Source organism: Anaerobacillus sp. CMMVII (assembly GCF_025377685.1).
Lineage (GTDB): Bacteria > Bacillota > Bacilli > Bacillales > Anaerobacillaceae > Anaerobacillus.
In genome coordinates this window covers 219,313-243,934 of record NZ_JACEHK010000008.1, presented here as the reverse complement: position 1 = coordinate 243,934, position 24,622 = coordinate 219,313, and the positions used below count along the sequence as shown (strand labels likewise).

Annotated in this window: 27 protein-coding genes and 1 pseudogene; 9 read left to right on the top strand and 19 right to left on the bottom strand. The window is 36.8% G+C overall.

The genetic code is table 11. The features are described 5' to 3' along the window. Positions 1 to 29: 29 nt before the first annotated feature. Entirely contained in the window at positions 30 to 1,397 is a 1,368-nt protein-coding gene (locus H1D32_RS11925) for an amino acid permease (protein ID WP_261178517.1), read from the top strand. On the opposite strand, the gene H1D32_RS11920 is transcribed toward H1D32_RS11925, so the two are convergent. Both H1D32_RS11920 and H1D32_RS11915 read right to left on the bottom strand, forming a co-directional pair. Then, positions 1,378 to 2,010, bottom strand: a complete 633-nt coding sequence (locus H1D32_RS11920; RefSeq protein ID WP_261178515.1) for a LysE family transporter — start codon at positions 2,008 to 2,010, stop codon at positions 1,378 to 1,380. The two genes, H1D32_RS11925 and H1D32_RS11920, sit on opposite strands and share 20 nt — an antisense overlap. A gap of 222 nt (positions 2,011 to 2,232) precedes the next feature. Beyond that, positions 2,233 to 2,511 carry a hypothetical protein gene (locus H1D32_RS11915; RefSeq protein WP_261178514.1) on the bottom strand — a complete coding sequence of 93 codons (279 nt, stop codon included), beginning with the start codon at positions 2,509 to 2,511 and terminating at the stop codon, positions 2,233 to 2,235. Positions 2,512 to 2,830: 319 nt separating this feature from the next. On the opposite strand from H1D32_RS11915, the gene H1D32_RS11910 reads away from it, so the two are divergent. From H1D32_RS11910 to H1D32_RS11890, 5 genes are all read left to right on the top strand, one after another. Further along, a complete protein-coding gene (locus tag H1D32_RS11910) occupies positions 2,831 to 3,952 on the top strand; it encodes a spore germination protein (protein WP_314733406.1) in 1,122 nt (373 codons plus the stop codon). Between the two features lie 10 nt (positions 3,953 to 3,962). Continuing rightward, positions 3,963 to 4,262, top strand: a complete 300-nt coding sequence (locus H1D32_RS11905) for a spore germination protein (RefSeq protein ID WP_261178513.1) — start codon at positions 3,963 to 3,965, stop codon at positions 4,260 to 4,262. Between the two features lie 33 nt (positions 4,263 to 4,295). Then, complete coding sequence (locus H1D32_RS11900; RefSeq protein WP_261178512.1) at positions 4,296 to 5,399, top strand: GerAB/ArcD/ProY family transporter; 1,104 nt, start codon at positions 4,296 to 4,298, stop codon at positions 5,397 to 5,399. Next, the gene (locus H1D32_RS11895; RefSeq protein ID WP_261178511.1) at positions 5,400 to 6,521 is read left to right on the top strand and encodes a Ger(x)C family spore germination protein; all 1,122 of its coding nucleotides are present in this window, start codon (positions 5,400 to 5,402) and stop codon (positions 6,519 to 6,521) included. It begins immediately after the preceding gene. A gap of 142 nt (positions 6,522 to 6,663) precedes the next feature. Beyond that, a complete protein-coding gene (locus tag H1D32_RS11890) occupies positions 6,664 to 6,966 on the top strand; it encodes a DUF3892 domain-containing protein (protein WP_261178510.1) in 303 nt (100 codons plus the stop codon). A gap of 78 nt (positions 6,967 to 7,044) precedes the next feature. Here H1D32_RS11890 and H1D32_RS11885 read toward each other — a convergent pair whose 3' ends face one another. The 6 genes and pseudogenes from H1D32_RS11885 to H1D32_RS11860 form a co-directional block, all read right to left on the bottom strand. Continuing rightward, complete coding sequence (locus tag H1D32_RS11885) at positions 7,045 to 7,698, bottom strand: SOS response-associated peptidase (RefSeq protein ID WP_261178509.1); 654 nt, start codon at positions 7,696 to 7,698, stop codon at positions 7,045 to 7,047. A gap of 24 nt (positions 7,699 to 7,722) precedes the next feature. Then, positions 7,723 to 8,241: a GNAT family N-acetyltransferase gene (locus H1D32_RS11880; protein WP_261178508.1), complete on the bottom strand. Its 519-nt coding sequence runs from the start codon at positions 8,239 to 8,241 to the stop codon at positions 7,723 to 7,725. Positions 8,242 to 8,342: 101 nt separating this feature from the next. Beyond that, positions 8,343 to 9,806, bottom strand: coding sequence for an aminotransferase class V-fold PLP-dependent enzyme (locus tag H1D32_RS11875; RefSeq protein ID WP_261178507.1), 1,464 nt, complete (start codon positions 9,804 to 9,806; stop codon positions 8,343 to 8,345). A gap of 163 nt (positions 9,807 to 9,969) precedes the next feature. Then, the gene (locus H1D32_RS11870; protein WP_261178506.1) at positions 9,970 to 10,182 is read right to left on the bottom strand and encodes a DUF1540 domain-containing protein; all 213 of its coding nucleotides are present in this window, start codon (positions 10,180 to 10,182) and stop codon (positions 9,970 to 9,972) included. A 159-nt stretch (positions 10,183 to 10,341) separates the two neighbouring features. Then, positions 10,342 to 11,237 (bottom strand): annotated as a pseudogene (locus tag H1D32_RS11865) (manganese catalase family protein). A gap of 21 nt (positions 11,238 to 11,258) precedes the next feature. Further along, positions 11,259 to 11,501: a YuzF family protein gene (locus tag H1D32_RS11860; protein WP_261178505.1), complete on the bottom strand. Its 243-nt coding sequence runs from the start codon at positions 11,499 to 11,501 to the stop codon at positions 11,259 to 11,261. A 384-nt stretch (positions 11,502 to 11,885) separates the two neighbouring features. On the opposite strand from H1D32_RS11860, the gene H1D32_RS11855 reads away from it, so the two are divergent. Then, on the top strand, positions 11,886 to 12,137 hold the full coding sequence (locus H1D32_RS11855) for a YuzF family protein (protein ID WP_261178503.1): 252 nt from the start codon (positions 11,886 to 11,888) through the stop codon (positions 12,135 to 12,137). A gap of 98 nt (positions 12,138 to 12,235) precedes the next feature. Here H1D32_RS11855 and H1D32_RS11850 read toward each other — a convergent pair whose 3' ends face one another. Then, positions 12,236 to 12,841, bottom strand: coding sequence for a trimeric intracellular cation channel family protein (locus H1D32_RS11850; protein WP_261178502.1), 606 nt, complete (start codon positions 12,839 to 12,841; stop codon positions 12,236 to 12,238). 97 nt (positions 12,842 to 12,938) lie between these two features. Further along, positions 12,939 to 14,390, bottom strand: a complete 1,452-nt coding sequence (locus H1D32_RS11845; RefSeq protein WP_261178501.1) for an amidase family protein — start codon at positions 14,388 to 14,390, stop codon at positions 12,939 to 12,941. Positions 14,391 to 14,542: 152 nt separating this feature from the next. Here H1D32_RS11845 and H1D32_RS11840 point away from each other — a divergent pair, with 152 nt between their 5' ends. After that, positions 14,543 to 15,139 carry a BsuPI-related putative proteinase inhibitor gene (locus tag H1D32_RS11840; RefSeq protein WP_261178500.1) on the top strand — a complete coding sequence of 199 codons (597 nt, stop codon included), beginning with the start codon at positions 14,543 to 14,545 and terminating at the stop codon, positions 15,137 to 15,139. After that, entirely contained in the window at positions 15,124 to 15,252 is a 129-nt protein-coding gene (locus tag H1D32_RS11835) for a hypothetical protein (RefSeq protein ID WP_261178499.1), read from the top strand. Before H1D32_RS11840 ends, H1D32_RS11835 begins: the two co-directional genes overlap by 16 nt. A gap of 286 nt (positions 15,253 to 15,538) precedes the next feature. On the opposite strand, the gene H1D32_RS11830 is transcribed toward H1D32_RS11835, so the two are convergent. The 9 genes from H1D32_RS11830 to H1D32_RS11790 all read right to left on the bottom strand — a co-directional run bounded on the left by H1D32_RS11830 (position 15,539) and on the right by H1D32_RS11790 (position 24,533). Beyond that, positions 15,539 to 15,691, bottom strand: coding sequence for a hypothetical protein (locus H1D32_RS11830; RefSeq protein ID WP_261178497.1), 153 nt, complete (start codon positions 15,689 to 15,691; stop codon positions 15,539 to 15,541). Positions 15,692 to 16,260: 569 nt separating this feature from the next. Next, positions 16,261 to 18,285 carry a transglycosylase domain-containing protein gene (locus H1D32_RS11825; protein ID WP_261178496.1) on the bottom strand — a complete coding sequence of 675 codons (2,025 nt, stop codon included), beginning with the start codon at positions 18,283 to 18,285 and terminating at the stop codon, positions 16,261 to 16,263. Between the two features lie 225 nt (positions 18,286 to 18,510). Beyond that, complete coding sequence (locus H1D32_RS11820) at positions 18,511 to 18,909, bottom strand: hypothetical protein (protein ID WP_261178495.1); 399 nt, start codon at positions 18,907 to 18,909, stop codon at positions 18,511 to 18,513. Between the two features lie 95 nt (positions 18,910 to 19,004). Further along, positions 19,005 to 19,571, bottom strand: coding sequence for a hypothetical protein (locus H1D32_RS11815; RefSeq protein ID WP_261178493.1), 567 nt, complete (start codon positions 19,569 to 19,571; stop codon positions 19,005 to 19,007). A 541-nt stretch (positions 19,572 to 20,112) separates the two neighbouring features. Next, complete coding sequence (locus H1D32_RS11810) at positions 20,113 to 20,463, bottom strand: hypothetical protein (RefSeq protein WP_261178491.1); 351 nt, start codon at positions 20,461 to 20,463, stop codon at positions 20,113 to 20,115. Between the two features lie 559 nt (positions 20,464 to 21,022). Then, complete coding sequence (gene tnpB, locus H1D32_RS11805; protein WP_261178490.1) at positions 21,023 to 22,195, bottom strand: IS200/IS605 family element RNA-guided endonuclease TnpB; 1,173 nt, start codon at positions 22,193 to 22,195, stop codon at positions 21,023 to 21,025. A 10-nt stretch (positions 22,196 to 22,205) separates the two neighbouring features. Next, on the bottom strand, positions 22,206 to 22,412 hold the full coding sequence (locus tag H1D32_RS11800) for a hypothetical protein (protein WP_261178489.1): 207 nt from the start codon (positions 22,410 to 22,412) through the stop codon (positions 22,206 to 22,208). 17 nt (positions 22,413 to 22,429) lie between these two features. Further along, positions 22,430 to 23,191 carry a DUF4931 domain-containing protein gene (locus H1D32_RS11795; RefSeq protein WP_261178488.1) on the bottom strand — a complete coding sequence of 254 codons (762 nt, stop codon included), beginning with the start codon at positions 23,189 to 23,191 and terminating at the stop codon, positions 22,430 to 22,432. Positions 23,192 to 23,579: 388 nt separating this feature from the next. Further along, positions 23,580 to 24,533 carry an SDR family NAD(P)-dependent oxidoreductase gene (locus H1D32_RS11790; protein ID WP_261178487.1) on the bottom strand — a complete coding sequence of 318 codons (954 nt, stop codon included), beginning with the start codon at positions 24,531 to 24,533 and terminating at the stop codon, positions 23,580 to 23,582. Positions 24,534 to 24,622 lie beyond the last annotated feature (89 nt).

Genomic DNA, 24,622 nt, shown 5'->3' with positions numbered 1-24,622 from the left:
TAAAGGAATGAAAAAAGGGGGAGTTTGTGTTGAAGGCGAGTTCTAATGAAAAGCAAGAAAAACCATTACAATGGTGGCAATTATCTTTATTAGGTGTTGCATGTACAATCGGAACAGGTTTTTTTCTTGGATCCAGTATTGCTATAGATATGGCCGGTTTTTCGGTGCTCTTATCTTACGCTCTCGCTGGGTTAGGGACTTATTTTGTTTATGAAGCACTTGCAAAAATGATGATTGCCGATCCGCAAAAAGGGTCATTTCGTACATACGCAAAAAAAGCTTACGGTCGCTGGGCAGGTTTTAGTAGTGGTTGGGTGTATTTCCTTTCTGAAATGTTAATAATGGGCAGCCAAATGACGGCATTATCTATTTTTACGAGGTTTTGGTTTCCAGGGATTCCTTTGTGGGTGTTTGCTAGTGGATATGCAGCTTTAGGATTACTGGTTATTTTGGCAGGGCCGAGCGGGTTTGACAGAGTTGAGAATTTATTGGCCGTCCTAAAGCTTGCAGCTATCGTTATGTTCATCATCTTAGCCATTGTTGCCTTATTTGGTGTTTTCGGTGGGGCAGATGCGGAAGTAACCGTTCCTAGAACGTACGATGGTATTTTCCCTAATGGAATTCGAGGTTTCTTACCTTCATTAATCTTCGGTTTTTATGGATTTGGTGGAATTGAAATCGTAGGACTACTGGCTATTCGCTTGACAGATATGAAAGAAGCAACAAAAGCTGGAAAAGTTATGCTTCTATCACTTACAGGTCTTTATATCGCTTCAATTGGACTAGCTTTAATTATGGTTTCGGTTAATACGATTACAACAGACACCAGTCCATTTGTCACGTCTTTAGCCAATTATAACGTTCCATTTGTTACTCATATCTTTAACGGTGTTTTTATTATTGCTGGCTTTTCAACAATGGTCGCTTCTTTATTTGCAGTCATCCGAATTTTAGTAACCTTGGCAGAAGATGAGGATGCACCGGCAGGTTTAGCTAAAAGAGTCAAAAACAATAAAATTGCTATAAATGCCATTCTTTTAACAACTGCCGGTATCATTGTTTCTATCATTTTAGCAATCATCATGCCTGGTCGAATTTATGAGTATATTACTACTGCCGCTGGCTTAATGCTCTTGTATAATTGGTTGTTTATTATTGGTTCCTACGGACGTATCCATGAATTAACCACAGTTGACAATGTAAAACGTTTCTTTGGATTTGCCTTAGTTATGTTAGCTGTTTTTGGTACATTGTTTCATGGAATTAGTCGCCCAGGTTTTTTTGTTAGTATCGCTTTTGTTGGGATAATTGCTATCGTTACTCTCTTCATGAAACAACACTGGAAAAAACCAAAGAAACCGAAAATGCCCTCTGTATTTACGAAAATAAAACAGTAGCCGCTTGAATACCAAAATATACGCCAAATCCGATCAACGAGATCCCTGATAATACTGATATTGCTACTAGGAATTTACTAGTGAGGAATCTGCGTAAATTACTCGAAAGCATCGCCATTGTAATATCCCAAACAGTGATCCCTAGAAAAATTGCTCCTGTATAAAGCAGTACGGTGCTAAGATCGTTTGTTGTAACTGTTTTTGCTAAAATTGAACCGAAAATACCTAACCAAAAAAGGATGGTTAATGGATTGAACAAAGAAATAAAAAATCCAGATAAAAATGACTTAAAATAACTTTCCTTTTCACGATCACGGTATTCTTGAGTTGCAGCTTCCTTTGCACCCAAAATGCTCTCAAATCCTGTGTAAACTAAGACAAAGAAACCAAATAACCAAAGGAATGTTTGCATAAAGGGGATCTCGAGGAAATGGACAACACCTAAAAAGACAAGGAGCATATAAACTCCATCAGCGATTGTTGCTCCTAGTCCAACAAGCCATGAATGAAAAAATCCATTTTTAATCCCACGGTCAAGTTGAGCTGCATTTACAGGACCAATTGGTGCAGCTAAAGACAGACCTAAAAATATGTAACCAATAATAACACTCATGATAAAACATCCTCCAGTCACTAAAGTGTTCAGTAAGCGGGACAAACACACCGCTTGTACATTGTATTCACTGAAACAAGCTCTTAGGACTAGAGGATGTATTTTTTTCATTCAGGCAGGTATATCAAGTGTCTCGGGGGCATTCTTTTTAATTTACTGAAAAATGCAAAGGCAGACATTTGGACTATTGTCCATTAGTCCAAATGTTTACGATTGAAGCCTTCACTCCTTATCTAATTCAATATCAACTTTTTTACCACCAACAGCTAAAAACGTCATTACTTCGATGTCTGGTTTAATCTTTGTTAAGCCTTGTAGATAAGGTTTTACAAGGTCTTTATAATCTTCGCAGACCCCTTCTTCCTGCAAGTGACTAAAAACATACATTTTATCTTCTTCAATTAAAAATGATAAGTAACCAATGGCCTCGTTTCGATCGGTAACAATATTTAAAACTTGCGCGTTCTGACTAATAAATTCCGGTGAAAAATAGATTTGCAACTAAAAGCTCCCCTTTCTCTATTAAAATTATTTCACGTTTATCTCAGAATTAAACAGCATAGTACCTAGTTTAACAAATCACAACAACAGACGCCTTTCTAAAATTGGAATTTAAGGATTACACCCCTTAACTTGATATAGTAACCACCTAGCGAAGTGCGGTAGAAAAAATATGAATATCCCAATTCACAGTGTCTATTTTCTTGACATTGTATCAGATCTTAACACTTGTGGGATACTATGTGAAAATTCCCATTAGATTATTTTCGTAGAGATCAGTGGATAGAGAGGAAAATGATGTTTTAGATAAGGAGTTACGATGTTGAAAATGGACCAGTCTTCATTACCAGCTTCAAATAAGTTAAATGAAAATCTTACGTTTATTCAAGAAAGGTTAAACTACTCTGATGACATTCTAATTAGATCTTTTACCTTACAGGATACAAAGGGAGCTTGTATATTTCTAGAGACACTCGTTGACAATGAAAAGCTAGAAAGAAATTTTTTTGAAAAGCTTCGGTTAGCGACTAGCAACGATCCTCTAGAAATCATCACTGCTAGTAATGTTTCGTTAAAAAAAACACTAGATGAACTTCCAAAAGCGCTTTTAGAAGGAAAGGTTGTCCTGTTTTTAGAAGGGCAGTCGCAGGCTATAGTGTTTGCTGCATCCAGTCGCCTTGAGCGATCGATTGAAGAACCTTCAAATGAAAAGGTAGTTAGAGGAGCGCATGAGGGTTTCAACGAAAGCCTATTATCAAATATTCATTTAATTCGAAGTAAAGTCCAAAACAGTGCGTTGACTGTAAAATTCTTTCGGGTCGGTAAAGAAACAAATACAAAGCTGGCACTAGTTTATCTAAACACAACAACGAATCAAGAAATTGTTAAAGAAATTGAAAGGCGGATTGAGAGCATTTCTGCGGATATGGTATTTAGCCCTGGGTTTGCAGAGGAGTTTTTAGAGGATCAACCTTTATCTCCATTTCCGCAAATGTTAAATACCGAACGTCCAGATCGAGTAATGGCAAATTTAATTGATGGAAGAGTTACTTTATTAGCTGATGGTAGTCCAACTGCATTAGTTTTTCCAGTAAGTTTTTTTTCGTTTTATCAGTCTCCAGATGATTATAATAGTCGTTTTTTTTCGGGATCTTTTTATCGGATTATCCGAACAATTAGTTTTTTTATTGCTATTTTCGTACCCTCATTTTATATTGCAACGGTTGCTTTTCATTTTGAAGTAATTCCAGGCGATTTAGTGATGCAGATTAAAAGCTCTATTGACACGGTACCATATCCGCCAATCATTGAAGCGTTAATTATGGAGCTAACCATTGAACTGATTCGTGAAGCAGGAGTAAGATTACCTTCTCCGATTGGCCAAACATTGGTATTGTCGGAGGGCTTGTCATTGGTGATGCTGTTGTGCAGGCAGGCCTAGTTTCAATATAATGATCATCGTTGTTGCAATTACAGCTATCTCATCCTTTGTTGTTCCTTCAGCAGAAATGAATACCTCGCTTAGAGTTATTCGCTTTCCATTTATGTTTGCTGCAGCTTCTTTTGGTTATTTCGGCATCATGTTTTGTTTTATTTTACTATTAATTCATCTATGCAAATTAGAAACGTTTGGTTCGCCTTATTTTGCGCCTTTTGCTCCCCTGCAATTTAGTGACCTAAAAGATACCGTTATTCGTGGCCCGATTTGGAAAATGAAAACACGGCCAAAGGCTACGTTACCGAAAAATTAATCCAAGATAACAATTCTAGAGGATGGAGAAAACATGATGGAACAGAATAAATCCTCTATTACACTGTTACAGATGACATTTTTCATCATTCAAACCCAAATTGGTATTGGTATTTTGTCAATGCCCTATTCTGTTTTTTCGGGAGGTGCAGCAGGGGACTCATGGATGGCTGTTCTTTTAGCAGGAGTAGTTATTCAAATGTTAATACTCCTTTTTTGGAAACTTTCTAAGCGGTTTCCTTCAAGTTCATTTTTCGATATCTTGCCAAAGGTATTTGGGAGATCGATTGGAAAACTGCTTATAGGTTTCTATATGATATATTTTCTTCTAGTTGTTAGTTTAATTTTCATTTTGTTTAATTCCATTATAGATATATGGGCCTTTCCACAGACGCCTAATTGGATCTTTTTGGTAATGCTTGGGATTTTAGTTTATTACTTGGTTATTGAAAATCTAAGAATTATTGCTCGCTTTCATACTCTAGTATCAGTTTTTTTGCTTTCAATTGTTCTACTAACCCTACCTGTGTATACACAGGTAGACATTCGTTATATTATGCCTGTTTTTAATAGTGGATTCACTAATTTCTTAAGTGGTGGGAAAGAAGCAATTTTTTCACTATTGGGCTTCGAATTAGTCCTTTTTCTATTCCCGTTCGTCAAAGGAAATGAAAAGGAAAAGCTCTTGTATGCTAGTGCTGCCAATGGTTTTGTTACTTTGTTTTATACCTATTTAACATTCTTATGCACTATTTTTTTCAGCCCTGAAGAATTACGACTGGTTCCGCACCCGGTGTTATATATGTTAAATGCCTTTACATTCACAGTTATTGAGAGAACAGATATTGTATTTCTGTCAATTTGGATGATATTGGTCACCACTTCTTTAATGAGCTATAGCTATTTTGCTGCTATGGGGCTAGCAAAAATCATCCCAATCAAAAAACAAACAAAAACAGTGGCAATCATCCTTATATGTGCGAGTATACTTTCGCTCATACCCAGAAATGTGTTATCGATTGACCGTTGGAGTACAAATATTGGAAATCTAGGGATTATCTTTTCGATTGTTTTACCTGTAGGTACACTACTACTTTCGTATGCATTACGAAGATTAGAAGGTAAGGTGAAGGTATAAATGAGAAGATTTGGGTTGTTACTCATTCTTTTAGTGACACTTTCTTTCATTACAGGTTGTTGGGACCAATTATTATTGAAGGATACAAACATTCTCTTCATCGCTGGTACTGATTTAGGGAAAAATGGTGAATATGAAGGAACGGTTTCGATTTCAAAGCCTGGTGTTAATGGTACTGGGAAAGCAAAAATTGTTACAGGTAAAGGGAATACGTTACGTGCAACAAGGATGGATATTGACTCGAAAGTGTCAGGAATCCTTGATTCTTCAAAAATTAAGGTTTTACTTATTCACGAAGAACTAGCAAAAATTGATCTATATCCCATTCTTGACTTATATTACAGAGACCCTAGAGCACCATTAAATGCTCGGATAGCAATAACCAAAGATTTATCAAACAAATTAATTAATTTACAAGTAGAAGGTGAATCATTAATTAGCGATTACTTCTATGAACTGATTAAGGGAGCTGAGGTGAATTCCGTAGTACCAAAACGAAACATTCAATTTATCTGCCCAATTATGGTTGATCCAGGTAGAGACTTTAGTCTACCGTTGATTATGTTAAATAATATCAAAGAAGAAGAACTCGCACAGATTGCTGGGACAGCTTTGTTTGATGGGAAAAAAATGAGCGGTGAGCTTAATCGAGAAGAAAGTTTAATGGTAAATTTATTAAATAATAAAAAGGCCAAGCGGGCGAGATTTACAGTGAAAATTGCAGATGAAAAACGAGAGTTGGAGGCTCTTAACTATATAACATTTGAAGTTAGTGATTTTACGAGTAAACTTAATGTGAAGGCACATAGTGAAAATAATGTAGAGGCAAATTTCCAGTTAAAATTGTACCTGAATGTTCTCGAATATCCACCAGATGGCCTCGGAGACAGGGATTCGGCCCTTAAATTAAACCGAAAAATAGGCGAAGAGTTAACGACCCTCGCTACAACAACGATCCAAAAATTACAAAATGCGAACTGTGATTACTTTGGAATTGGGCGAGAAATAATCGCCTATCACAACCATGCTTGGAATGAAAAAAGGTGGAAGGAAATTTATTCTACAATGCCAATTAAGATTCAGCTAGATGTCGAAATTATCCAGCATGGGATCATTAATTAATGCAAAAGATAGCTCGGAATAAGGAATTTTCAACTTTTCATATAAATAAAAAAACTACCAAAAGCAGGAAGAACAAAGAAAACCCCTAAACTAGGTTAGTTCGCTAATGCGGAAATTTTTATTACGATAAGGAGGAATTACTATGGAAAACAACGACCGTTTTGAACAAATATATAACCAATATCGTCAAAACACTGTGGAGGAAGTTAGTCATGACGAGGAAGGGAAAGAGCATATCGTTGCAGTACGCAAAAACGAGGAAGGTGATCTTTTTGCCTTTAAAACAAGTTCTGGTCGAGAACTCGATTATATTACTGCATTAAATGATGCGAAAGCTGGGAAGCTTGCCCATGTCGACGTGTTCCACAAGTATGGCCGTGATATATTACGCAGTGAACCCGATGGAATAAAAGAAAACAATTTAGATAACTTGCCTGAATTTTAAATCTAGATGAAAATAGCCTGGAGTTTTACTCCGGGCTTTTTCATCTAGGTTAAAATAACGTTGTCGGTTCATCCTTGGCTAAAGTTGTACTCCTTCATTTATAGGAGAATTCACTAGACTAGAGACTTGGTAACTTATCATGTCATCAGCTGCAAACGGTCTAATCAACTTTTGTAAAGATAGTTCATCTTCCATGGTCCGATCAAGCCACAACTCTTCCTGATGTTTTTGTAAGATCACCGGCATACGATCATGGACATCTTGAACAAGCTCATTGGGTTCAGTCGTTATAACGGTACAGGTATGTAAAGGTTTATCACCAGGGGTTTGAAATGTTTCCCATAACCCAGCAAAGGCAAACAAACGGTTGTCTTTAAAGGTAATATACATTGGAATTTTTGCTTTACCATCACGCTTCCATTCGTAAAAACCATTCGCCACAATTAAACAACGCTTTTTTTTGAACGATTGTTTAAAGCTTGGCTTTTCTGTAATTGTCTCTCCACGGGCATTAATTAACTTATGACCAATCGCAGGATCTTTCGCCCATGGCGGTACTAATCCCCATTTCAAATAACCTGCTCGGTGTTTACTGCCATCATGGATAATCGCTAGAATTTGTTGACTCGGAGCAATATTATAGCGTTTTTCATAACCGATAAGGTCCATTTCTAGATGATAGCGCTCTGCAATCTCATCTTTCTCAGCCGTTAAGGTAAATCGACCGCACATAATGCACTTCCTTTCGAATTTATTTTAAGATAAATCAATCCAAAATCGCTTGACTATGTTACCATTCTCTTCGATAAAATCTATATCAGGGACGCCACCATTGTTGACGATGGTTTTCAAGGAACCTAGATTACTCTCATTACATACCACAAGCACTTTTTCTATGCCCAGTTCTTTTACTTTTACTAAAGTTAGCCTCAATAGTTCTGTTGCGTAGCCCTTTCTCCGTTCTGATGGACGAATACCGTAACCGATATGTCCACCACTATTAAGCAAATGCTCTGTTAATTGATGACGAATATTTACAACACCAACCACTTTCCTTTGATTCATTAACCAATAAGTTGAATCCGAGACCCAGCCTTTTGGAATATTAATCCCCTTTTCGTTATTAACTAAAAATTGCAGCATGTCCTGAAAATTTGAGGGGTCTTTTTGAATTACCCAGGGTATCATCTCTTCTCTACTATCTTTCCATTCCTGATAGAAAGAAAGGTATTCCTGTTTAAATTCCATCGCTGGTTTTGTTAAATAAAGACCCATTATGCCATCCCTTTCATTTTAAATTTTTGCAATTATAACACACAGGCACTAAATTTTTCCAACAAAAAAGAGCTTGAGATATACCAAGCTCTAGTTATCGTTCACGTAAACCACTCTTTAATATCTAAACTTGCCTTAAATGTTTTATGGTAAAATTCATTCGTCGTCGGTTGATAGCAATAGTCTTTTTCCAAATGTTCCTGATTTTCAACGATTTCTTTGATTGCTTTTGTAATATAACTAAGCTCTGCATTTGTCATAGTTGGGTGTAACGATAGCCTTACCCAACCTGGTTTTTTAGATAAATCACCTTTTTCAATCTGATCAGTGATTACCTTTGATTCCGCTGGGGAAATTCCTAACAAATAATGACCATACGTTCCAGCACATGCACAGCCCCCACGAACTTGGACCCCATAACGATCACATAACAGTTTTGTTAGTAAATTATAATGGAGATCATCTATATAAAAAGATAGAACACCTAAACGCTTTCGAACATTCCCTTGCAAAATGTGTAAACCCTGAATCTCAGAAAGTTGATCAAAAGCAAGCTTTATAAGCTCTTTTTCCCTCTCTTGTATGTTCATTACACCCATTTGTTCCTTTAAACGAATACATAACGCTGTTTTAATCGTTTGTAAAAAACCTGGTGTTCCACCGTCTTCTCGTCTTTCGATTTCGGAAAAATAGCTCCTACCTCCCCAAGGATTTGTCCATTTGACTGTCCCACCACCTGGATGATCAGGCACTTTGTTTTTGTATAAGTTCTTATTAAAAATTAAGACTCCGCTCGTCCCTGGACCACCTAAAAATTTGTGTGGAGAAAAGTAAATCCCATCTAGGTGTTCCCTTTCATCTTCAGGTCTCATATTAATTTGAACATACGGTGCGGAACAAGCAAAGTCAACAAAGCAAACACCTCCATATTCGTGAATGATCCTGGCCATGGTATGATAAGATGTTTCAATTCCAGTCACATTGGAGCAAGCGGTAAACGCACCGATGATATACTTTCTGTGTTTATTTTCTTCCAAAACTGTACGAAGATTTTTAAGAGAAACTAAATTATGGACATCAGGATCAACGACAACAACATCTGCAATCGTTTCTAACCATGAAGTATGGTTCGAATGATGTTCCATATGAGTAATAATGACGATTGGACGATTTTCAGGCTTCAAAAAAATTCGTTCTTGATATTTCTCAGGTACCCTTAACCCTAACATCCGCTGCAATTTATTAACGACGCCTGTCATGCCAAAACCGTCCGTAATAATCACGTCACTATTCGGTCCAGCATTCACATGTTGTTTTATCAATGCATGCGCCTCAGCGTATGCTCTAGTCATCGTTGAACCTGTTATATTTGATTCTGTATGAGTGTTTGCAACAAACGGTCCTACAGTATTTAATAACGTCAGTTCTATTGGTTTATACAATCGTCCACTAGCAATCCAATCAGCGTAAATTATCTTCTTTTTGCCATATGGCGATAAATAGGTTTCATTGACTCCAACTATGTTTTTTCGAAATCCTTTGAAGTAGCGCTCTAGTTTTGACATTGTATTTCTCCCTTTTCAGTATAAGTAAGAAAAACGTCTACTACATATTTTATAAAATAAGCTGAAAAGGGTGATTTTGATTAATAAAAGGAAATAAAAAAACTGCACCTCCAGTTGATTGTGGTCAACATTTGGAGTGCAGTTCAACTTTTGTTTCCATAAATTATCTACTTTTTGGTTTAAAAGTTTTACAGCAGGTTTCAGCGGATTCCCCAGCTTCATCAATATGATTTTTCTCATCTAGTTCAGATGACATCTCTGTATCATACCTTGCGTGGTTATCTAGCTCTACCATGATTTTTTCAGCTGTACAAACATTTCCTTCCCCATAAAACGTGCAGTTTGAAATCGCACATGAAACTTCAACTTTTGGCATCGTTTAACCTCCCATTGTTTGTCCTCTTCAGTTCTTATTTTTCGCAACTGAAACTATTTTACTCAACCATTAATTGCCTCGTTGAAACATGAAATTCGCTTCGTTGGGAAAAATAAAAAGACTGCCCAGATAATAACGTGAGCAGCCTTTACTATTTCTTTACATTCCTGCTGAGCGCATGAGCCGTTTGACTATTTCTTGGTAGTCTTCAGCTGATATTCCTGGAGCAAATTCTTCAGGGAGATCATCGTAATCAGGTTTAGGTACACCTTCAGGGGAACCTATAATCACTTCAAGTGGCTTACCGTCTTCAGGATGGGTTCCTTTCCAAATTTTATTTATATCACGGAAATCGGATGGACTCCACGTATATAACTTTGTATGAATTCCCGCATCTTCAAACTGTCTCGCTGTTTCAAAGGCTCGGTTACTTAAGTTTGGAATTGGTAACATCTTCGTCATATCAACACCAGTGATCACTTCTATTGCTTTTGCATATGCAACAACATGAACTCCACCACGAACAAGAAGGTATCCAATCATCATTCTAGCCGTAGGATGCTCTGTCATTTCATAAACACGCATTTATGGGTTCTTGCCCCACACTCTAAGAAAAAGTTATGGATTAAATCGAGTAATAAATTGCCACTATTAAACACATTATCGCCCGTCCATGGTCGACCGTGAGAATCGGCTGGTTTTGCAGTTTGTGCAGTATCAATAAAATGGTGATGGAAGCGTAAATCCTTTGCATTTTGCAGCGGTGCAATATTTGGATCCCCTGGGAACGTTGTGTTCTCTAACATGATATTGATTGTGTGGGTAACAAGTTCGACATGTGCAATTTCTTCTGCAGTGATACTTGAAACTAAATGATAAAAAGGTTTGAATTTTTTTTTATTTCGAAAGTTATTCGATTGATATAAATAATTATTTAACGTCGACATCTCACCAAATTTCCCACCGAGTAACTCTTGAACTGCTGATGCTCCATTTGGATCGGCATATTCCGGTTTTGGAAGGTCGATTAAAAGTTTATCAAAACGTTGAAACAAGACTTTCACCCCTCTCCTTAATTATTCTGGTTTCACCCAAACGATGCATTGAGTACGGATAAAAAAGGGCGATCCTGAAACGTCTACAACGATATGGTCAGGTTTTACATCAACTAAAGCACCCCTAATACTCCCTTCCGATGTTTGAACGACTATTGTTTTTTGGACAATCGTTAGTAAAGTCTGATAAACATAAGGATCTACCATCGTGAACATTTGTGGCGTATTCCGTTCATATTGCTGTGGGTTTTGATAATTACTCAAAAAAATAACCTCCTTTATTCACACTTACTTCCAAAATATGTTGATCCATGATTGTACTATTCCCATTTGTTATTTTGCCGGCAAATAAAGATTCTGTTAAAAATAACCATTGTAAATTCGAATGATCAATGGTATATTAATTAAGCGATGAGCTGATTTGCATAAGTCGAGTTACGCGCCTTCGGGTAAACACTATGTGGAGTGTAGTTTCTCGCCGCAATACGCAAAAAGACGTCCTTAGGGACGTCTTTTTTATTTACATATGAACCCCAATCTTTACGTAGAAAAATGATTAGGCACCTAAAATATACCTTTTGCCCAAACAGATTAGGCATTTTAACATATAATGCCTTGAAACTATTCAACGTTTGGAGGTTTGAAAAGATGTACTACGGCTATGATATGCAACGATCACAAGGTAATAACTTAAATACACAATATCAAACAATGGTAGATCCATTTGTCATTCAGACATTACAAACTGTAATTGGAAAGGAACTTATCGTAGAGACAACAAAAGATACAATACGTGGGATATTAAAAGATGTAAAACTTGACCATATTACGCTTATGGCTGGCAATTCTCCCTTCTTTATTCGAATCCAACAAATTGTCTCAATTATGCCAACTGATTGATTAAATGCTATTTGATTTTCATCACAACATATAACTCATTAATCTAGGAAAATTAAAAAAGCATATCAATAAATGACTTGATATGCTTCCCTTCCTTTTTAGTTAACTCTCAATCTCCTACGTGGTAACTCCCATTTTAAATAGACTGATAGCATTCTCAATACGACAATACTACCAAATAAAATCCAAATACCAATTGGTCCTGTTACTGCTTCAAGGCCAATTGCAAGTCCTGCGAGCATTGCCCAGGCGATATAAATTTCGTTTCGCAAAAATAATGGTTTTCGTCCTGCTAATACATCACGGAGCATCCCGCCACCTGTTCCTGTTAAGGCTGCAGCGACAATGACAGCACTAATCGGATGTCCCATATTCGTGGCATAAAGTGCACCTTGAATCGCAAAGGCGGAGAGTCCAAGCGCGTCAAAGATTAACCCCCATTTTAGCCAACGAGCTACCCATAACTTTGGAAAGAAAAAGGCAATCGTCATCACTACCAATGCAACTGTAAAAAGATGGCCTTGATCCCAAAGCGCAGAAACCGGAACTCCTATTAATAGGTTTCGAATTGCCCCTCCTCCAAAGGCAGTAACTAACCCTAATATATATACTCCCATTAAATCATAGTCTTCTTCCATCGCCACAATAACGCCACTTAGAGCAAACGCAATTGTACCGATAATCGTTAATATTTCCCACTCCATGCTAATTCCCCTTATACAATAATTAAAGGACACACTCGTGTGCCCTTAAAAAAGCTACTCTATATCATAGCATGATCTATGAAAAAATGCTTACTATTTACAGCTCTGGTGCTTTACGTAGTTTCGATCCTTGTTCATAAGCAAAAGCTATTTCAATTAACCTTGGCTCACTATAGGCTGTACTTGTAAAGGTAATTCCAACTGGCTCGCCTTCTACTGTATACCCAGCTGGAACGGTAATGGAAGGATAGCCCGCTTTTGCTGGAATTCCTGCACCGTAATTGTTCGGAAAAACGATCGCATCTAAATTGTGCTCATTCAATGTAAAGTCGATCCCTTGTTCTGTAGACATATAGATATCATGCTCTCTTGCATTCACATACTCTTTTTCCGTTAATGTTCCTGTAGTTTCCTCTGCTTCTTCTAAAAGCTTTTGTCCGTATTTTAATGTCTTATCCCCATGAGCATGATTAAATTGAATGACATCTGCTAAAGAGTGGATTTTCCCTGGTCGTAATGTATTTAAATAAGAATTAAGCGCCACTTTGAATTCGTATGTTAGAACATCATATGACCACTTCTCTTTTGTCGAAGGAATCGTTACATCCACCACTTCTGCCCCTAACTCTTGTAATTTATTGATGGCTGTATTCATAACTTCTAATTTTCCCTCTGTTAAGGAATCAAAATAGGTTTCTCGTGCGATCCCAATCCGAACACCAGTTAGATCTTTTTGACTTAAAAAATCAGTAAAATCAATGTCTTCAAATGGATTTGTTTTTGTTATCACATCTGCTTCGTCAACTGCGTTTAAAGCATTAAGTAAATACACTGCATCTTTTACAGTACGAGCCATCGGTCCTGCCGTATCTTGACTAAAGGCAATCGGAATGATTCCAGATCTACTTACTAAGCCTACTGTAGGCTTAATACCTACTAAAGAATTTTGGCTCGCTGGACTCAATATCGAACCAGATGTTTCGGTACCGACCGCTACTACTGCAAAATTAGCAGCAATTGCCGCGCCTGATCCTGAACTAGAGCCACCAACATCAAATGTCCCCTGTCCGTATGGATTAAGGACTTGGCCCCCTCTTGAACTATACCCACTAGGCATCCCAGTTGTCATAAAGTTTGCCCATTCGGTCATATTCGTTTTTCCAAGAATAATAGCTCCAGCGTCACGAAGTTGCTTCGCCACAAATGAATCCTTTAAGGCAACAGAATGTTGTAATGCTAGCGAGCCGGCACTTGTGTGCATTTTATCATTTGTATCGATGTTGTCCTTCACTAGAACAGGAATACCATGAAGCGGACCTCTAGTTCCTTTAAACATCCTTTCTAAATCGAGAAATTCTGCAATATGTAGGGCATCAGGATTAATCTCTAGTACAGAATTTATGTGATCAAAATTAGCAATCCGATATAAATACATCAAAACGAGATCTTTTGACGAAACTTCTCCACTTGCAAGTTTTTCTCGTATTTCATCGATCGTTGCCTCAACCAGCCAATCGTCATGAAGCTTTTGTAATCTAGGGTTTTGCATAGTTTTTCTCCTTTAAAATTAGTTATCTTCTCTCTACCATATTGCCACAAAAAATTAGAATTGTTAAATTATTATTTCCTTGTAACCTTTTAAAGTACTTGTCGACTAACTAGTTGAACAAATAACTTAACAGCTTAATGGAGGCGGTCAATATGAAAAAATATTGGAAAGTATTATCAGCGATTGCGTTAGCAACTATATTAGTAACAGCTTGTGGTTCTGGTGAAGTTGATCAAAAAACGGGTAGTGGGGATCAAACAGGGTACGAAACTCCTAGTGAAAAAGATGGCAATGAAGTAGTAATTAATAAGGATGTTGTTTCTACTCACCTACAATTCTCAGATGGATACTATACTTTCTCTCTAGAAAACGTAACCGATAAAGACGTTGATTTAACTTTTAGCAGTAGCCAAGAATATGAATATCAAATTAAAGATGCTAGTGGTAGTGCCGTTTACACATACTCTATGGATAAAATGTTTTTACAACAAATCATAGAAAAGACACTTACACCGACTGAAGGCTATGTGATAAATGTCGATGTTGAAGCTTTCTCTACACTTCAACCTGGGACGTATACATTAGAAATCTGGTCAGTAGCTCTTGAAGCAGACGGGTTAAGTGAAGAAATCGAATTTACACTTGAAGAAGTTGGGAATAATATCGAAGGCACTTTCGTAGGTCAAATTGACAATAATTCTGTTGAAATTATTGATGCAAAGGGAAGCATCCAATGGCATTCCGTTTAACTGCTAGCTCAAAGGATCTTATTGAATTTCTTGAAGCAGATAGCACGGTAACCTATAGTTACTATCAACAAAACGGGCAATTATTCTTAACAATGATCCACGGAATTCAATAAATCATCTCAGCAAAAACACCGCATTAACGCGGTGTTTTTTTGTTCAAACTTAATAATTTCCTTATGTAAGTAAGGTGAAACTTTCTAAGCCTTCAAAAAAACCTCACTGTCTGACTACGACAATGAGGTTATATTTAGTATTTTTTCATTCATTATTTTTTTAGTTCTATATAAACTGATTAAGGAGTACTAGTATCTACTCTATTAATAAAGTTATGTAATATCTTTAGTGCAAAAGGTGCCTGTTTAGTGGCACCTCTAAAAAACGTCCCCCGCCCCATTTATGCTATTTATCAAATTCCATTTCTTTTATGATCTTTAAAGCTTCCACTAAACCGGGTAGTTTATCGAAGTTTTCCTGCTCATTATTTTCTAGTATTTTATTAAAACGCTTTTGTATGAACTCTTCAACTACCTCAATCACTCGCTGATTAGTCATAATATGTGCACCTCATAAAGCTTTTTCTTATTATATGTCAAAGCCTTAAAGATGTGCGCACGTCAATTAAAGAAGAAATGATAAGGCTATAATACAGATCGAAGCATGGTAAAGTAGGTCCAATAGGTTCCTTCGATATTTATTTAAAAGATTGAAAGCAACATAACCCGAACGGATGACTATGATAAATAGCGCAATCTTAATTAATATTGACGGAATCATCAAAAAAACCTCCTTTTTTTAGTATGACTAAATATATATGACTGTATAAAGATCATTAGACCACTTTCCCTTTAGTTGCACTTGAAGCATAGATAAGAAAAGCGCAAGCGCCCTGTTAAGCCCCGACAAGCAAATGTTCTTCGAGAAAAAAAGTGTGCTCTTTTTCTCGAAGAACATTTGACCTCGAGGGCCTGGGGCTGCTCCTGCAATGAAGTAACTTCATTGATGTGTCTTGGAGCTAGACAGTTATTACGTTGAAATTTTATACATTCTTATCTTTAAAAAAAACATGAATTCCCCTAAGAAAATCCATGCCCTTTAATAAAGTTATTTACTTTCCTTGTCGCCTAATCTCGACCTTTCCCTTTTCCTGGCTTTTTGTCTTTGTCATTCCCTTTTCCAGGTTTTTTATTATTATTTTTTTTGTTGTTAGTTTCATTTCTTTCTTTTACGTTACTTTTTGGTTTCTCTTCTTTATATACTTCCTCGCGGTAATTTGCTGGTTTTGAAAACTGACTTACTGCAGTATTCTGCAACGCCCTTGTCATGATCGCCTGAAAGATTTTTGCAGGATAGTTACCACCAGTGGACTGCATCACATGGTTTGGATCAATTTTGTCGTAACCAACCCAAACCGCAGTCACTAATTCAGGGGTATATCCAACAAACCATGCATCTTTGGTACCATTAACTCCTTCAAAAGCCCCCGTTCTTGGTAATTGTGTTGTTCCTGTTTTCCCTGCGGTTGGGCGATTTAAAGCAGCATTTCTCCCAGTACCTTCCTGGACAACGCCCATTAACATTTGCGTCATCGTATAAGCATTCTCGGGTTTCATCACTTGAACTTCTTCTTCAACTACTTCTAGTAATATTTCACCAGTATTTGAGGTAATTCTCGTAATCGCATGGGCTTTTTTCATGGAACCTAAATTCGGAAACATGCTAAAGGCTTGAGCCATATCCAAAGGCGAGACCCCTTCGGTGAAGCCACCAAGCGCCAAACTTAAGTTTCGATCTTCACGGTGTAAAGGAATACTTGCTCTTTGTAAGAAGTCTACCCCGACTCCAACACCCATTTCATTTAATAATGCAACTGCAGGAACATTAATCGAATTAATTAAAGCATTATAAAGAGTCACTCTTCCTTGGTAACGATCATTATAATTTCTAGGTGAATAGCCGTTAAAATCGACTTTCTGATCCAGAAGCATCGAATTAGGTTTATATCCATTCTCCAGCGCAGGTGCAAAGACCGCCAGAGGTTTTATTGAAGATCCTGGTTGACGTTTCAACTGACTCGCCCGATTAAAACCACGATAGACATGGCTACCCCGATATCCTACAAGACCACGAACACCGCCACTATAAGGATCTATGACAACTGTTGCACTTTGAACGAGTTCTTCACCTGTATGTTCGGGGAAAAGTTCATTTGTTTGGTACGCTATTTCAATGGCACTTTGAACTTCAGGGTCCATTTGAGTGAAGATATGCAAGCCACCTGTTAAGATATATTCTTCGCTAAAACCATATTTATGAATCGCTTCTTCAATAACGTAATCTACATAGCCAGGATATTTCCCCTTTAAGCCCTCAAGCTCCCAATCTCTCAAAACAATTGCTTGATTAACTGCTTCTTCATATTCGTCTTTATCTAAGTAATTTTGCTGATAAAGCAAATATAATACAAGATCTCTTCGTTCTTTTGCTTTCTGTTCATTTTGAAACGGAGAATAATGTGTCGGTGCTTTTGGTAAAGCAGCTAATAGTGCTGCCTCAGCAACGGTAATTTCTTCAACATCTTTTCCAAAGTAAGTTTTCGCTGCGTCCTGAATACCCCAAGTTCCTTCTCCAAAATAGATTTGATTTAAATATAATTCTAGAATTGCTTCTTTACTATATTGTCGTTCGATTCGAAAAGCCGTTACAACCTCATTCAACTTTCGAGTATATGTCCGTTCAGACGTAAAAAATAAATTTTTTGCTAATTGTTGCGTGATGGTACTACCACCTTCAACAACTGAACCCGCACGAAAATTTCGCCACGCTGACCTGACAATTCCACGAACATCAACACCCCAATGATCAAAAAAACGTTGATCTTCCACTGCTACAATTGCATGTATTAATTCATCAGGGATCTTAGTCAACGGTACAGTTGTAAACCGCGCCGATGATAGCTCCGCTGCAGCATCACCATTCTTATCAATGATAACTGTTGGCTTTGGTAATGGTTCTTCAAGTTTACTAAGGTCTATCTGATATGCACCTGCAACCATTTTTGCTAAAAATATCGATATTATTCCAATAAATAAAGCAACTACTACGATGATCCCGATTAGGATCCGGCGCATATTCTGTTGTAATTTCATTTGCTGTACGCACCTCTCTTTTTTGTAAGGTTCTTAACCTCAAAGAACATTGTATGCTAGTAAATTTCTCATATTGTTTATCCAAATTCAAGTTGAAAAAGAAATGGTTCTTTCTAACTAGAATAAGATTAATATTTTACACGCGTTTCAAATTAAGTCAAGCAAGACAAAATCCCCTCTCATCTTCATCCAAGAGGGGATTTTATTTAGTTGTGATATTTATACTTATCTTCTTTCATTAAACAAGGCATATATTCTCTCTAACAGCTGTTCATTTTTCAAATAGTAATAATCATTAATACTTGAAGTATCAAAGTATAACTTTAATTCTTCCCCGGCAAACAGCTTTACGTAAAATAGATAACCCACTCTTTTTTCTTGATTTTCATCATGAATAAAAGAAATGTCTTTTATGCTATCTAACCAATCGGTGATCGTAGCTTTATCAGTGATGGTCTTTACTTCTCCACCACCATGCCTAATTTCTACTTTAGACACTTCTGATAAATTTCCCGGATAAATCTCTTCAAATGTCATAGTCTTTACTGTTTCTACTTTTTGACAACCGATAGAAAAACTAAACAAGACTATTAGAAACAGGGAAATTCTTAATGTCGCCGTCATCGAAATCCTCCTATTTACTATCCAAGTAATTTCCCCTGCACGCATAAATACATCAAAGGTATTTAGGATTTATATCTCTGTAACGCACAGTTTTATTACTTTTCTTTATATGTTAATAAATGCAACCCCTCGATCTCAAAAAATAATTCCTTACTATTATCTAGCTCATCCTGTTCAAAATACAAAGTGTATTGGTGATAAGAATTATCATAATCAGCTCCAGTGCCAAATGAAATCGGTTCTTGTTTATCATTATGGACCTTGGCGTGAACCAAACCCGTCGTGAATGTATGGTTTTCATTTAACCTAATTAAAGACAACATTTTTCCTTCTGGAGCTTGAAAATGATGATGAAAACGAATAGTGAGTAAAATCTCTGTTTTGTTCGTAAGCCCATTCTTTCTTTCGAAGATCTCCGTAATATCAACCTCTGTGTTATAGATAGTCGCTATTTTAATGGGCTTATCTATTCCCTGTAATATCTGTTCCGAAGTTAATTGGAATGTAATATTTTCATCAAAAGGAATTGTACTAGTTTCAAACTTAGTTAAGTTATTAAATACGTAGCCTATTCCCTTTTCGTTAGATTTAGTAAAGATTATTGTTGCAACTACAATCATTAATAGTACAACAAATCCTCCAAAGCGATGTTTTGAGAACAATGATACCCCGCCTTTTTCTTAATTATTAAAATACATATTATTTAGAAACAATAAATACTATTGCCGATCCTCTAATTCTTTAATTCTTTCTTCCAATTTCTTAATCCGATTTGCAAATCCAGCTAGAAAAATCCCTACTACGAAAAATAAAAATATGATCAAATTTGCTCACGCTCCCATAGCTTAAATTATATATAATCTCTTTATAATTTTAGCATTTTTTTCCTTTTTACAGTGAAGAAATTTAAACATCGCTCTAATCTAAAAGATTGTTGCTATTAGCTTTTAGGTCGTAACCAAGCGAACGCTTGGTTCTTCACGCTGTGCGTGAGCTTTTGAAAATAAATAAGCCATTGGGACTAATAAATTTATCCCAATGGCTTATTTCTCCTCAAAAGACGACCTAAAAGCAACAAAGTTTAAGAAAAGAGCCTTAAACCTGCAGCTGAACTATTATATGTACAGTATTTTTGGGGAATTTCCCGTTTTAAAAAAGAACTAAATAAAAAGCGCTCCCTCAATATTGAAGAAACGCACTAGTTTATTCTCCGGGGATGTAGCCAATTACTTTGTTAGTTTGTTCATCCACCAAAATGAGAGGGAAACTAGCGACTAATTCCTGCTTTTCTTTAAATGATACAGATAGCACCTCGGTTCCTTCGTATGTCTGATCAAACAAATGATAGCTTTTATCTACAACTATTTGTTTCACTCTTGCACTTTGCCAATCGTCAGAAACTCTATCATGCCAACCTTGTTCCTTAATGAATTCCCATGCAACTTCCCTTACATTATCATAGTTATCTGTCATTTCTTTATCATTTAAGTTTGAGCAACTTGATAACACTAACGCTATGAAAGAAAAAGCTAAAATCCAAAATCTAATCTGCATGAATGTCAGCCCTCCTAAAAAACTATTAAATTATGATGGTTTAATCGTAAGCAATCTCCCTTTGTTAGGAGATAAGTGATTCCACACATAACTCCCCCAGTACTCTTTGTCCGTATCTACCAAATAATACTCATTCATTGCAACTTGAATTTTTTTTTTCATTAATCCAAAAATAGTATTTGTGGTCCTGTTGAACTTTCTCGCCAATCACTAATACTCCATGAGTTGTCACTTCATTGAACTGATAATATGTAGTGCTTAAAATTACTAGGATTGTCGCTACTACAAAGCTTAGTTTTAGCGCTGACTTAAGCTTTGGAAGACCTAGTCCTCTCACCCGTAAAAATTTATAGGCAAAATAGAAATAAATAATTGCCCCAATTGGAACAAGAAACATCGCCATCCTTACGGGAAAATACAATACTTCATGCAGCGAATAGCTAAAACTCGAGCTAGTTGTAAAGAAAAAAAGAAAAGTGAACTACCCGCCACTTAATTTTCTAACGAAAATTTGAAGTGGGGGCTTCCTAAGTAAAGATACCTAATGGTATCTAGTTGATTAGGCGATCCCTATCGTCCCGACAGTTAATCGTAATGCTTCATTACGAAGATTCATTCCTGCGTTTACATCTCTTTGGTGATAGCTCCTACATGATGGACATTCCCATTCACGCAACGCCAGATGTTTCACGTCTTTATTCTTGTAGCCACAACACGAACACAGCTGACTACTTGGGTAGTTTTTAGCGACTACTACTACTTGTTTGCCATACCACCTTGCTTTGTATTCAAGCATTTGACGAAATTGATACCATGAAGCTTCACTAATGGCCTTGGCAAGGTTTTTATTCTTTGCCATGTTTTGTACCGAAAGATCTTCCATCCCAATGATGTCGTGGTTTTTGACAAGATTGGTTGAAAGTTTTTGTAAGAAGTCTGTACGAGCGTTCATAATCTTTTCATGAATCAGAGCAACCTTTTTTCGTTGTTTGTACCAATTGGATGAACCGGTGTTTCGTCTGGAAAGGATTTGTTGAGCCTTTACTAACTTTTGTTCAAGCGAATGAAACCATTTAGGATTTTGATAGACAGTACCATCCGAAAGAGTCGCAAAAGCTTTAAGACCGACATCGACACCGACAGATGAATGGGTTTCAGGCAGTTTTTCGACCTTTGTTTCTACTAAAATACTAATGAAGTATTTCCCACTTGGACTGCGCCGAATCGTCGCATTTATAATTCGACCGTTCACTTCACGACTTTTCGCAAAACGAACGAGTCCGAGTTTTGGTAACTTGATGTAACGTTCCAAAACCATGATGTTACCATTGGTCTGTTTTGTGGTGTACGATTGAATCTTGTTCTTCTTTGACTTAAACCGAGGAGCGTTGGCTTGTTTTTTGTAGTAGCGAGTATACGCATTATTTAAGTTTTCTACGGATTTTTGGAGAGAAATACTATCAACCTCTTTTAAAAACGGATAGTGTTTCTTTAACAAACGAACCATTTTTACCGAGTCGTATTTTTTAAAGAATTCACCTTTCCAAGCATTTGTAGGAAGCTGCCCGGATTGCTTCATTTCTTCCACGATGTACCAATAGGCATCTTTCTGTTTTTGCTTGGCAAGGAAGAAGTTAAACACGAAACGCGCACATCCCATGTTTTTATTGATGAGCTCTAGTTGTGACTTTGTTGGGTAGATACGATATTTATAGGCTTTCTTAACAACCATATTTTTCACCTCACTCTCTAACCATATTATACCACAAAACAAGATCGTACGTTCTGGTTTTGTGAAAAAAATAGCCATTCATCCCCCACTTACTCGTAAACTCCTTGAAGTGGGGGTTTTCTGGCCAAAAATGATAAATCATTCCTAATAACCAATACAAGACAACTTTTTGTGTTTCATATAAATGGTTTATGTCTTGTTTTTTAATTTTTTGCATACCTACCTCCTACTAGCTCAAAAATAAAGCTCCTTCATTTGTTCAACAATATCCTCTAGATTTACCGCTACTTGTGCAATAGAATAACCCACAAATAATGGCGATGTGACGAAGCGAGGAATAACTTTCACAAGTATTTTCCCCTCCATCTGATAAAAGAATAAATTGTAACTTCCACATTTCGACGGGAAATGGTTCAAGATATAGTGAACAGCCATTTGAGTGAAGTCAGCCATTACCTTCCGATCTTCAAGATTTTCCATTATGACATTAAACTCGTAAAATCCCATTTTAGGCTTTGTAGAAAGGGTAAAAATAACGGAACTTTTTTGCGCAATTGTGATACCTTCAAATTGCTCTAGAGTTACTGCCTCACGGTAATCCAAATCTTTTAGACCCACAATTTGCGAGTGTGAGTGGTGGATTGAGCCACCTGATAAGGGACCATAGTTCTTTAATAAGAGAACTGATTTATACTCTCCATTATTCATCATCTCAAACCAATGTTTAAAGGCAAAATCAAAGAAGTGATATAAGTGTTCTTTTTGATAACTTGAAAACTCTTCTTCGCATGAGGTTGTTTCGATTAATACCGTTTGATACGTATTTTGTAGGGTCGGAAACTTATTTTTCACTAAAATGAAAGGTCCTTCCTCATCAAGTATTTGTTCAAGATCAGCTTTCCCACAAAATGGACAACTTGCTGCCCTATTGATGATGCTTTCAGGCTTCTTCTTTCCTATCGAAGGATCATAAAATAAATGAGAAATTGTCGTCATTGTCTTCACTCCAGTTTGTAAGCTCCATTAGGGAGTATTCAGTAAAAGTTCTTTCGAATCCTTTTTTTAACATGGTACTAAACCTATTTTACATTGTAAATGACGAATTGTGTTTTTCGTAACTTCACTAACGTAGATCAGTTTTTTTTCTAAAAATTGTTGCTGTTAGCTTTTAGCTCGCAACCAAGCAAATGCTTGGTTCTTCACGCTTTGCGTGAAGCTTTTGAGAATAAATAAGCTTCTGGGAACAAATAAATTTGTCCCCAAAAGCTTATTTATTCTCAAAAGATACCCTAAAAGAAACGACGTTTACGAAAACAGCCTTTCATAAAAAGTACATCTAAAAAAAGGAGCAAAAACCTAACGTGTTTGCCACTTTAAAAAGCGTTTATTTAACTAATACTACTTTTTCCGCATTCTCTTCCATCCAGCTAATCGTATATTTTAACCCTTCTTCATAAGGGGTCTGTGGTAGCGGCCCAATTTCTACTTCATACTTTCCTCCGCTTAACACGACCGGCTCTTCTGTTAGATACATCATCTCGACCATTTCTTTCATAAACGGTTGGAAAAAACCCATAAAGCGAATCATGGACTTTGATATAGATCGGAAAGATTTTTTGTATCCTAATTCTTTTCGAACTATTTCTAATAACTGCTCTCCCGTAATCGGATGTACAGCAGGAATGTTCCAATTCTGATTATACGCTTCTTCTCGTAAGGCCAATTCTACCATTGCCTTCGCACCATCGAGTGAATAGAGATATTCCCTTGCTTTATTTGTTGGTCCGACATAATTAGCAGTTTTGTTTTGGACAACATTTTTCAATGTTTCATGAAGAATTGTATTTCCACAGTTAGGACCATAAACATCTGGCATATGAACAATTAAGGTAGGAATACCGCTATTTTTTAACGTTGTTTCGATTTCAAGACGTAGTCTTCCTTTTTTCGTATGTGGTTGTTTTTGTGTGCTTTCAGTTACTACTTCTGACTGTCTTCCATAAGCATAGACATTATCGACAAAGGCAATTTTTGCTTGATATATTTTTGCTGCTTTAATCATTATTTCTACACACCTCGGATGCGTTTGCTCCCACTCCTGATAAGGAAAGCTTACTGCGTGAAAAATGACATCAACTCCTTTAGCTGCAGTAAAAACGTCTTCCTCAACTAATGCATCTCCAGGGACGATCGAGACATTTACCCGATTTCCATATAAACCTTCAAGCTTTTCTTTCCCTCTCGCAAATGCTACAACATTTATCCCACGAGCCACTAATTCTTCTACTAAGGCAAATCCAATACCACCTGAAGCTCCTAACACTAATGCTTTTTTCATGATGAACCTCTCCTTTTGACCACTGGTCAATTATTAGTAAAAAAAATATGATGCTACTTAAATGAACTTCATAATCCTTTTGCAGCCAC

Coding starts and splice junctions, on each gene's coding strand:
- H1D32_RS11920 (WP_261178515.1), bottom strand. CDS start 2,010: ATGAGTGTTATTATTGGTTACATATTTTTAGGTCTGTCTTTAGCTGCA.
- H1D32_RS11910 (WP_314733406.1), top strand. CDS start 2,831: ATGTTGAAAATGGACCAGTCTTCATTACCAGCTTCAAATAAGTTAAAT.
- H1D32_RS11905 (WP_261178513.1), top strand. CDS start 3,963: ATGATCATCGTTGTTGCAATTACAGCTATCTCATCCTTTGTTGTTCCT.
- H1D32_RS11900 (WP_261178512.1), top strand. CDS start 4,296: ATGATGGAACAGAATAAATCCTCTATTACACTGTTACAGATGACATTT.
- H1D32_RS11895 (WP_261178511.1), top strand. CDS start 5,400: ATGAGAAGATTTGGGTTGTTACTCATTCTTTTAGTGACACTTTCTTTC.
- H1D32_RS11890 (WP_261178510.1), top strand. CDS start 6,664: ATGGAAAACAACGACCGTTTTGAACAAATATATAACCAATATCGTCAA.
- H1D32_RS11885 (WP_261178509.1), bottom strand. CDS start 7,698: ATGTGCGGTCGATTTACCTTAACGGCTGAGAAAGATGAGATTGCAGAG.
- H1D32_RS11880 (WP_261178508.1), bottom strand. CDS start 8,241: ATGGGTCTTTATTTAACAAAACCAGCGATGGAATTTAAACAGGAATAC.
- H1D32_RS11875 (WP_261178507.1), bottom strand. CDS start 9,806: ATGTCAAAACTAGAGCGCTACTTCAAAGGATTTCGAAAAAACATAGTT.
- H1D32_RS11870 (WP_261178506.1), bottom strand. CDS start 10,182: ATGCCAAAAGTTGAAGTTTCATGTGCGATTTCAAACTGCACGTTTTAT.
- H1D32_RS11855 (WP_261178503.1), top strand. CDS start 11,886: ATGTACTACGGCTATGATATGCAACGATCACAAGGTAATAACTTAAAT.
- H1D32_RS11850 (WP_261178502.1), bottom strand. CDS start 12,841: ATGGAGTGGGAAATATTAACGATTATCGGTACAATTGCGTTTGCTCTA.
- H1D32_RS11845 (WP_261178501.1), bottom strand. CDS start 14,390: ATGCAAAACCCTAGATTACAAAAGCTTCATGACGATTGGCTGGTTGAG.
- H1D32_RS11840 (WP_261178500.1), top strand. CDS start 14,543: ATGAAAAAATATTGGAAAGTATTATCAGCGATTGCGTTAGCAACTATA.
- H1D32_RS11835 (WP_261178499.1), top strand. CDS start 15,124: ATGGCATTCCGTTTAACTGCTAGCTCAAAGGATCTTATTGAATTTCTT.
- H1D32_RS11830 (WP_261178497.1), bottom strand. CDS start 15,691: ATGACTAATCAGCGAGTGATTGAGGTAGTTGAAGAGTTCATACAAAAG.
- H1D32_RS11825 (WP_261178496.1), bottom strand. CDS start 18,285: ATGAAATTACAACAGAATATGCGCCGGATCCTAATCGGGATCATCGTA.
- H1D32_RS11820 (WP_261178495.1), bottom strand. CDS start 18,909: ATGACGGCGACATTAAGAATTTCCCTGTTTCTAATAGTCTTGTTTAGT.
- H1D32_RS11810 (WP_261178491.1), bottom strand. CDS start 20,463: ATGCAGATTAGATTTTGGATTTTAGCTTTTTCTTTCATAGCGTTAGTG.
- tnpB (WP_261178490.1), bottom strand. CDS start 22,195: ATGGTTGTTAAGAAAGCCTATAAATATCGTATCTACCCAACAAAGTCA.
- H1D32_RS11800 (WP_261178489.1), bottom strand. CDS start 22,412: ATGCAAAAAATTAAAAAACAAGACATAAACCATTTATATGAAACACAA.
- H1D32_RS11795 (WP_261178488.1), bottom strand. CDS start 23,191: ATGACGACAATTTCTCATTTATTTTATGATCCTTCGATAGGAAAGAAG.
- H1D32_RS11790 (WP_261178487.1), bottom strand. CDS start 24,533: ATGAAAAAAGCATTAGTGTTAGGAGCTTCAGGTGGTATTGGATTTGCC.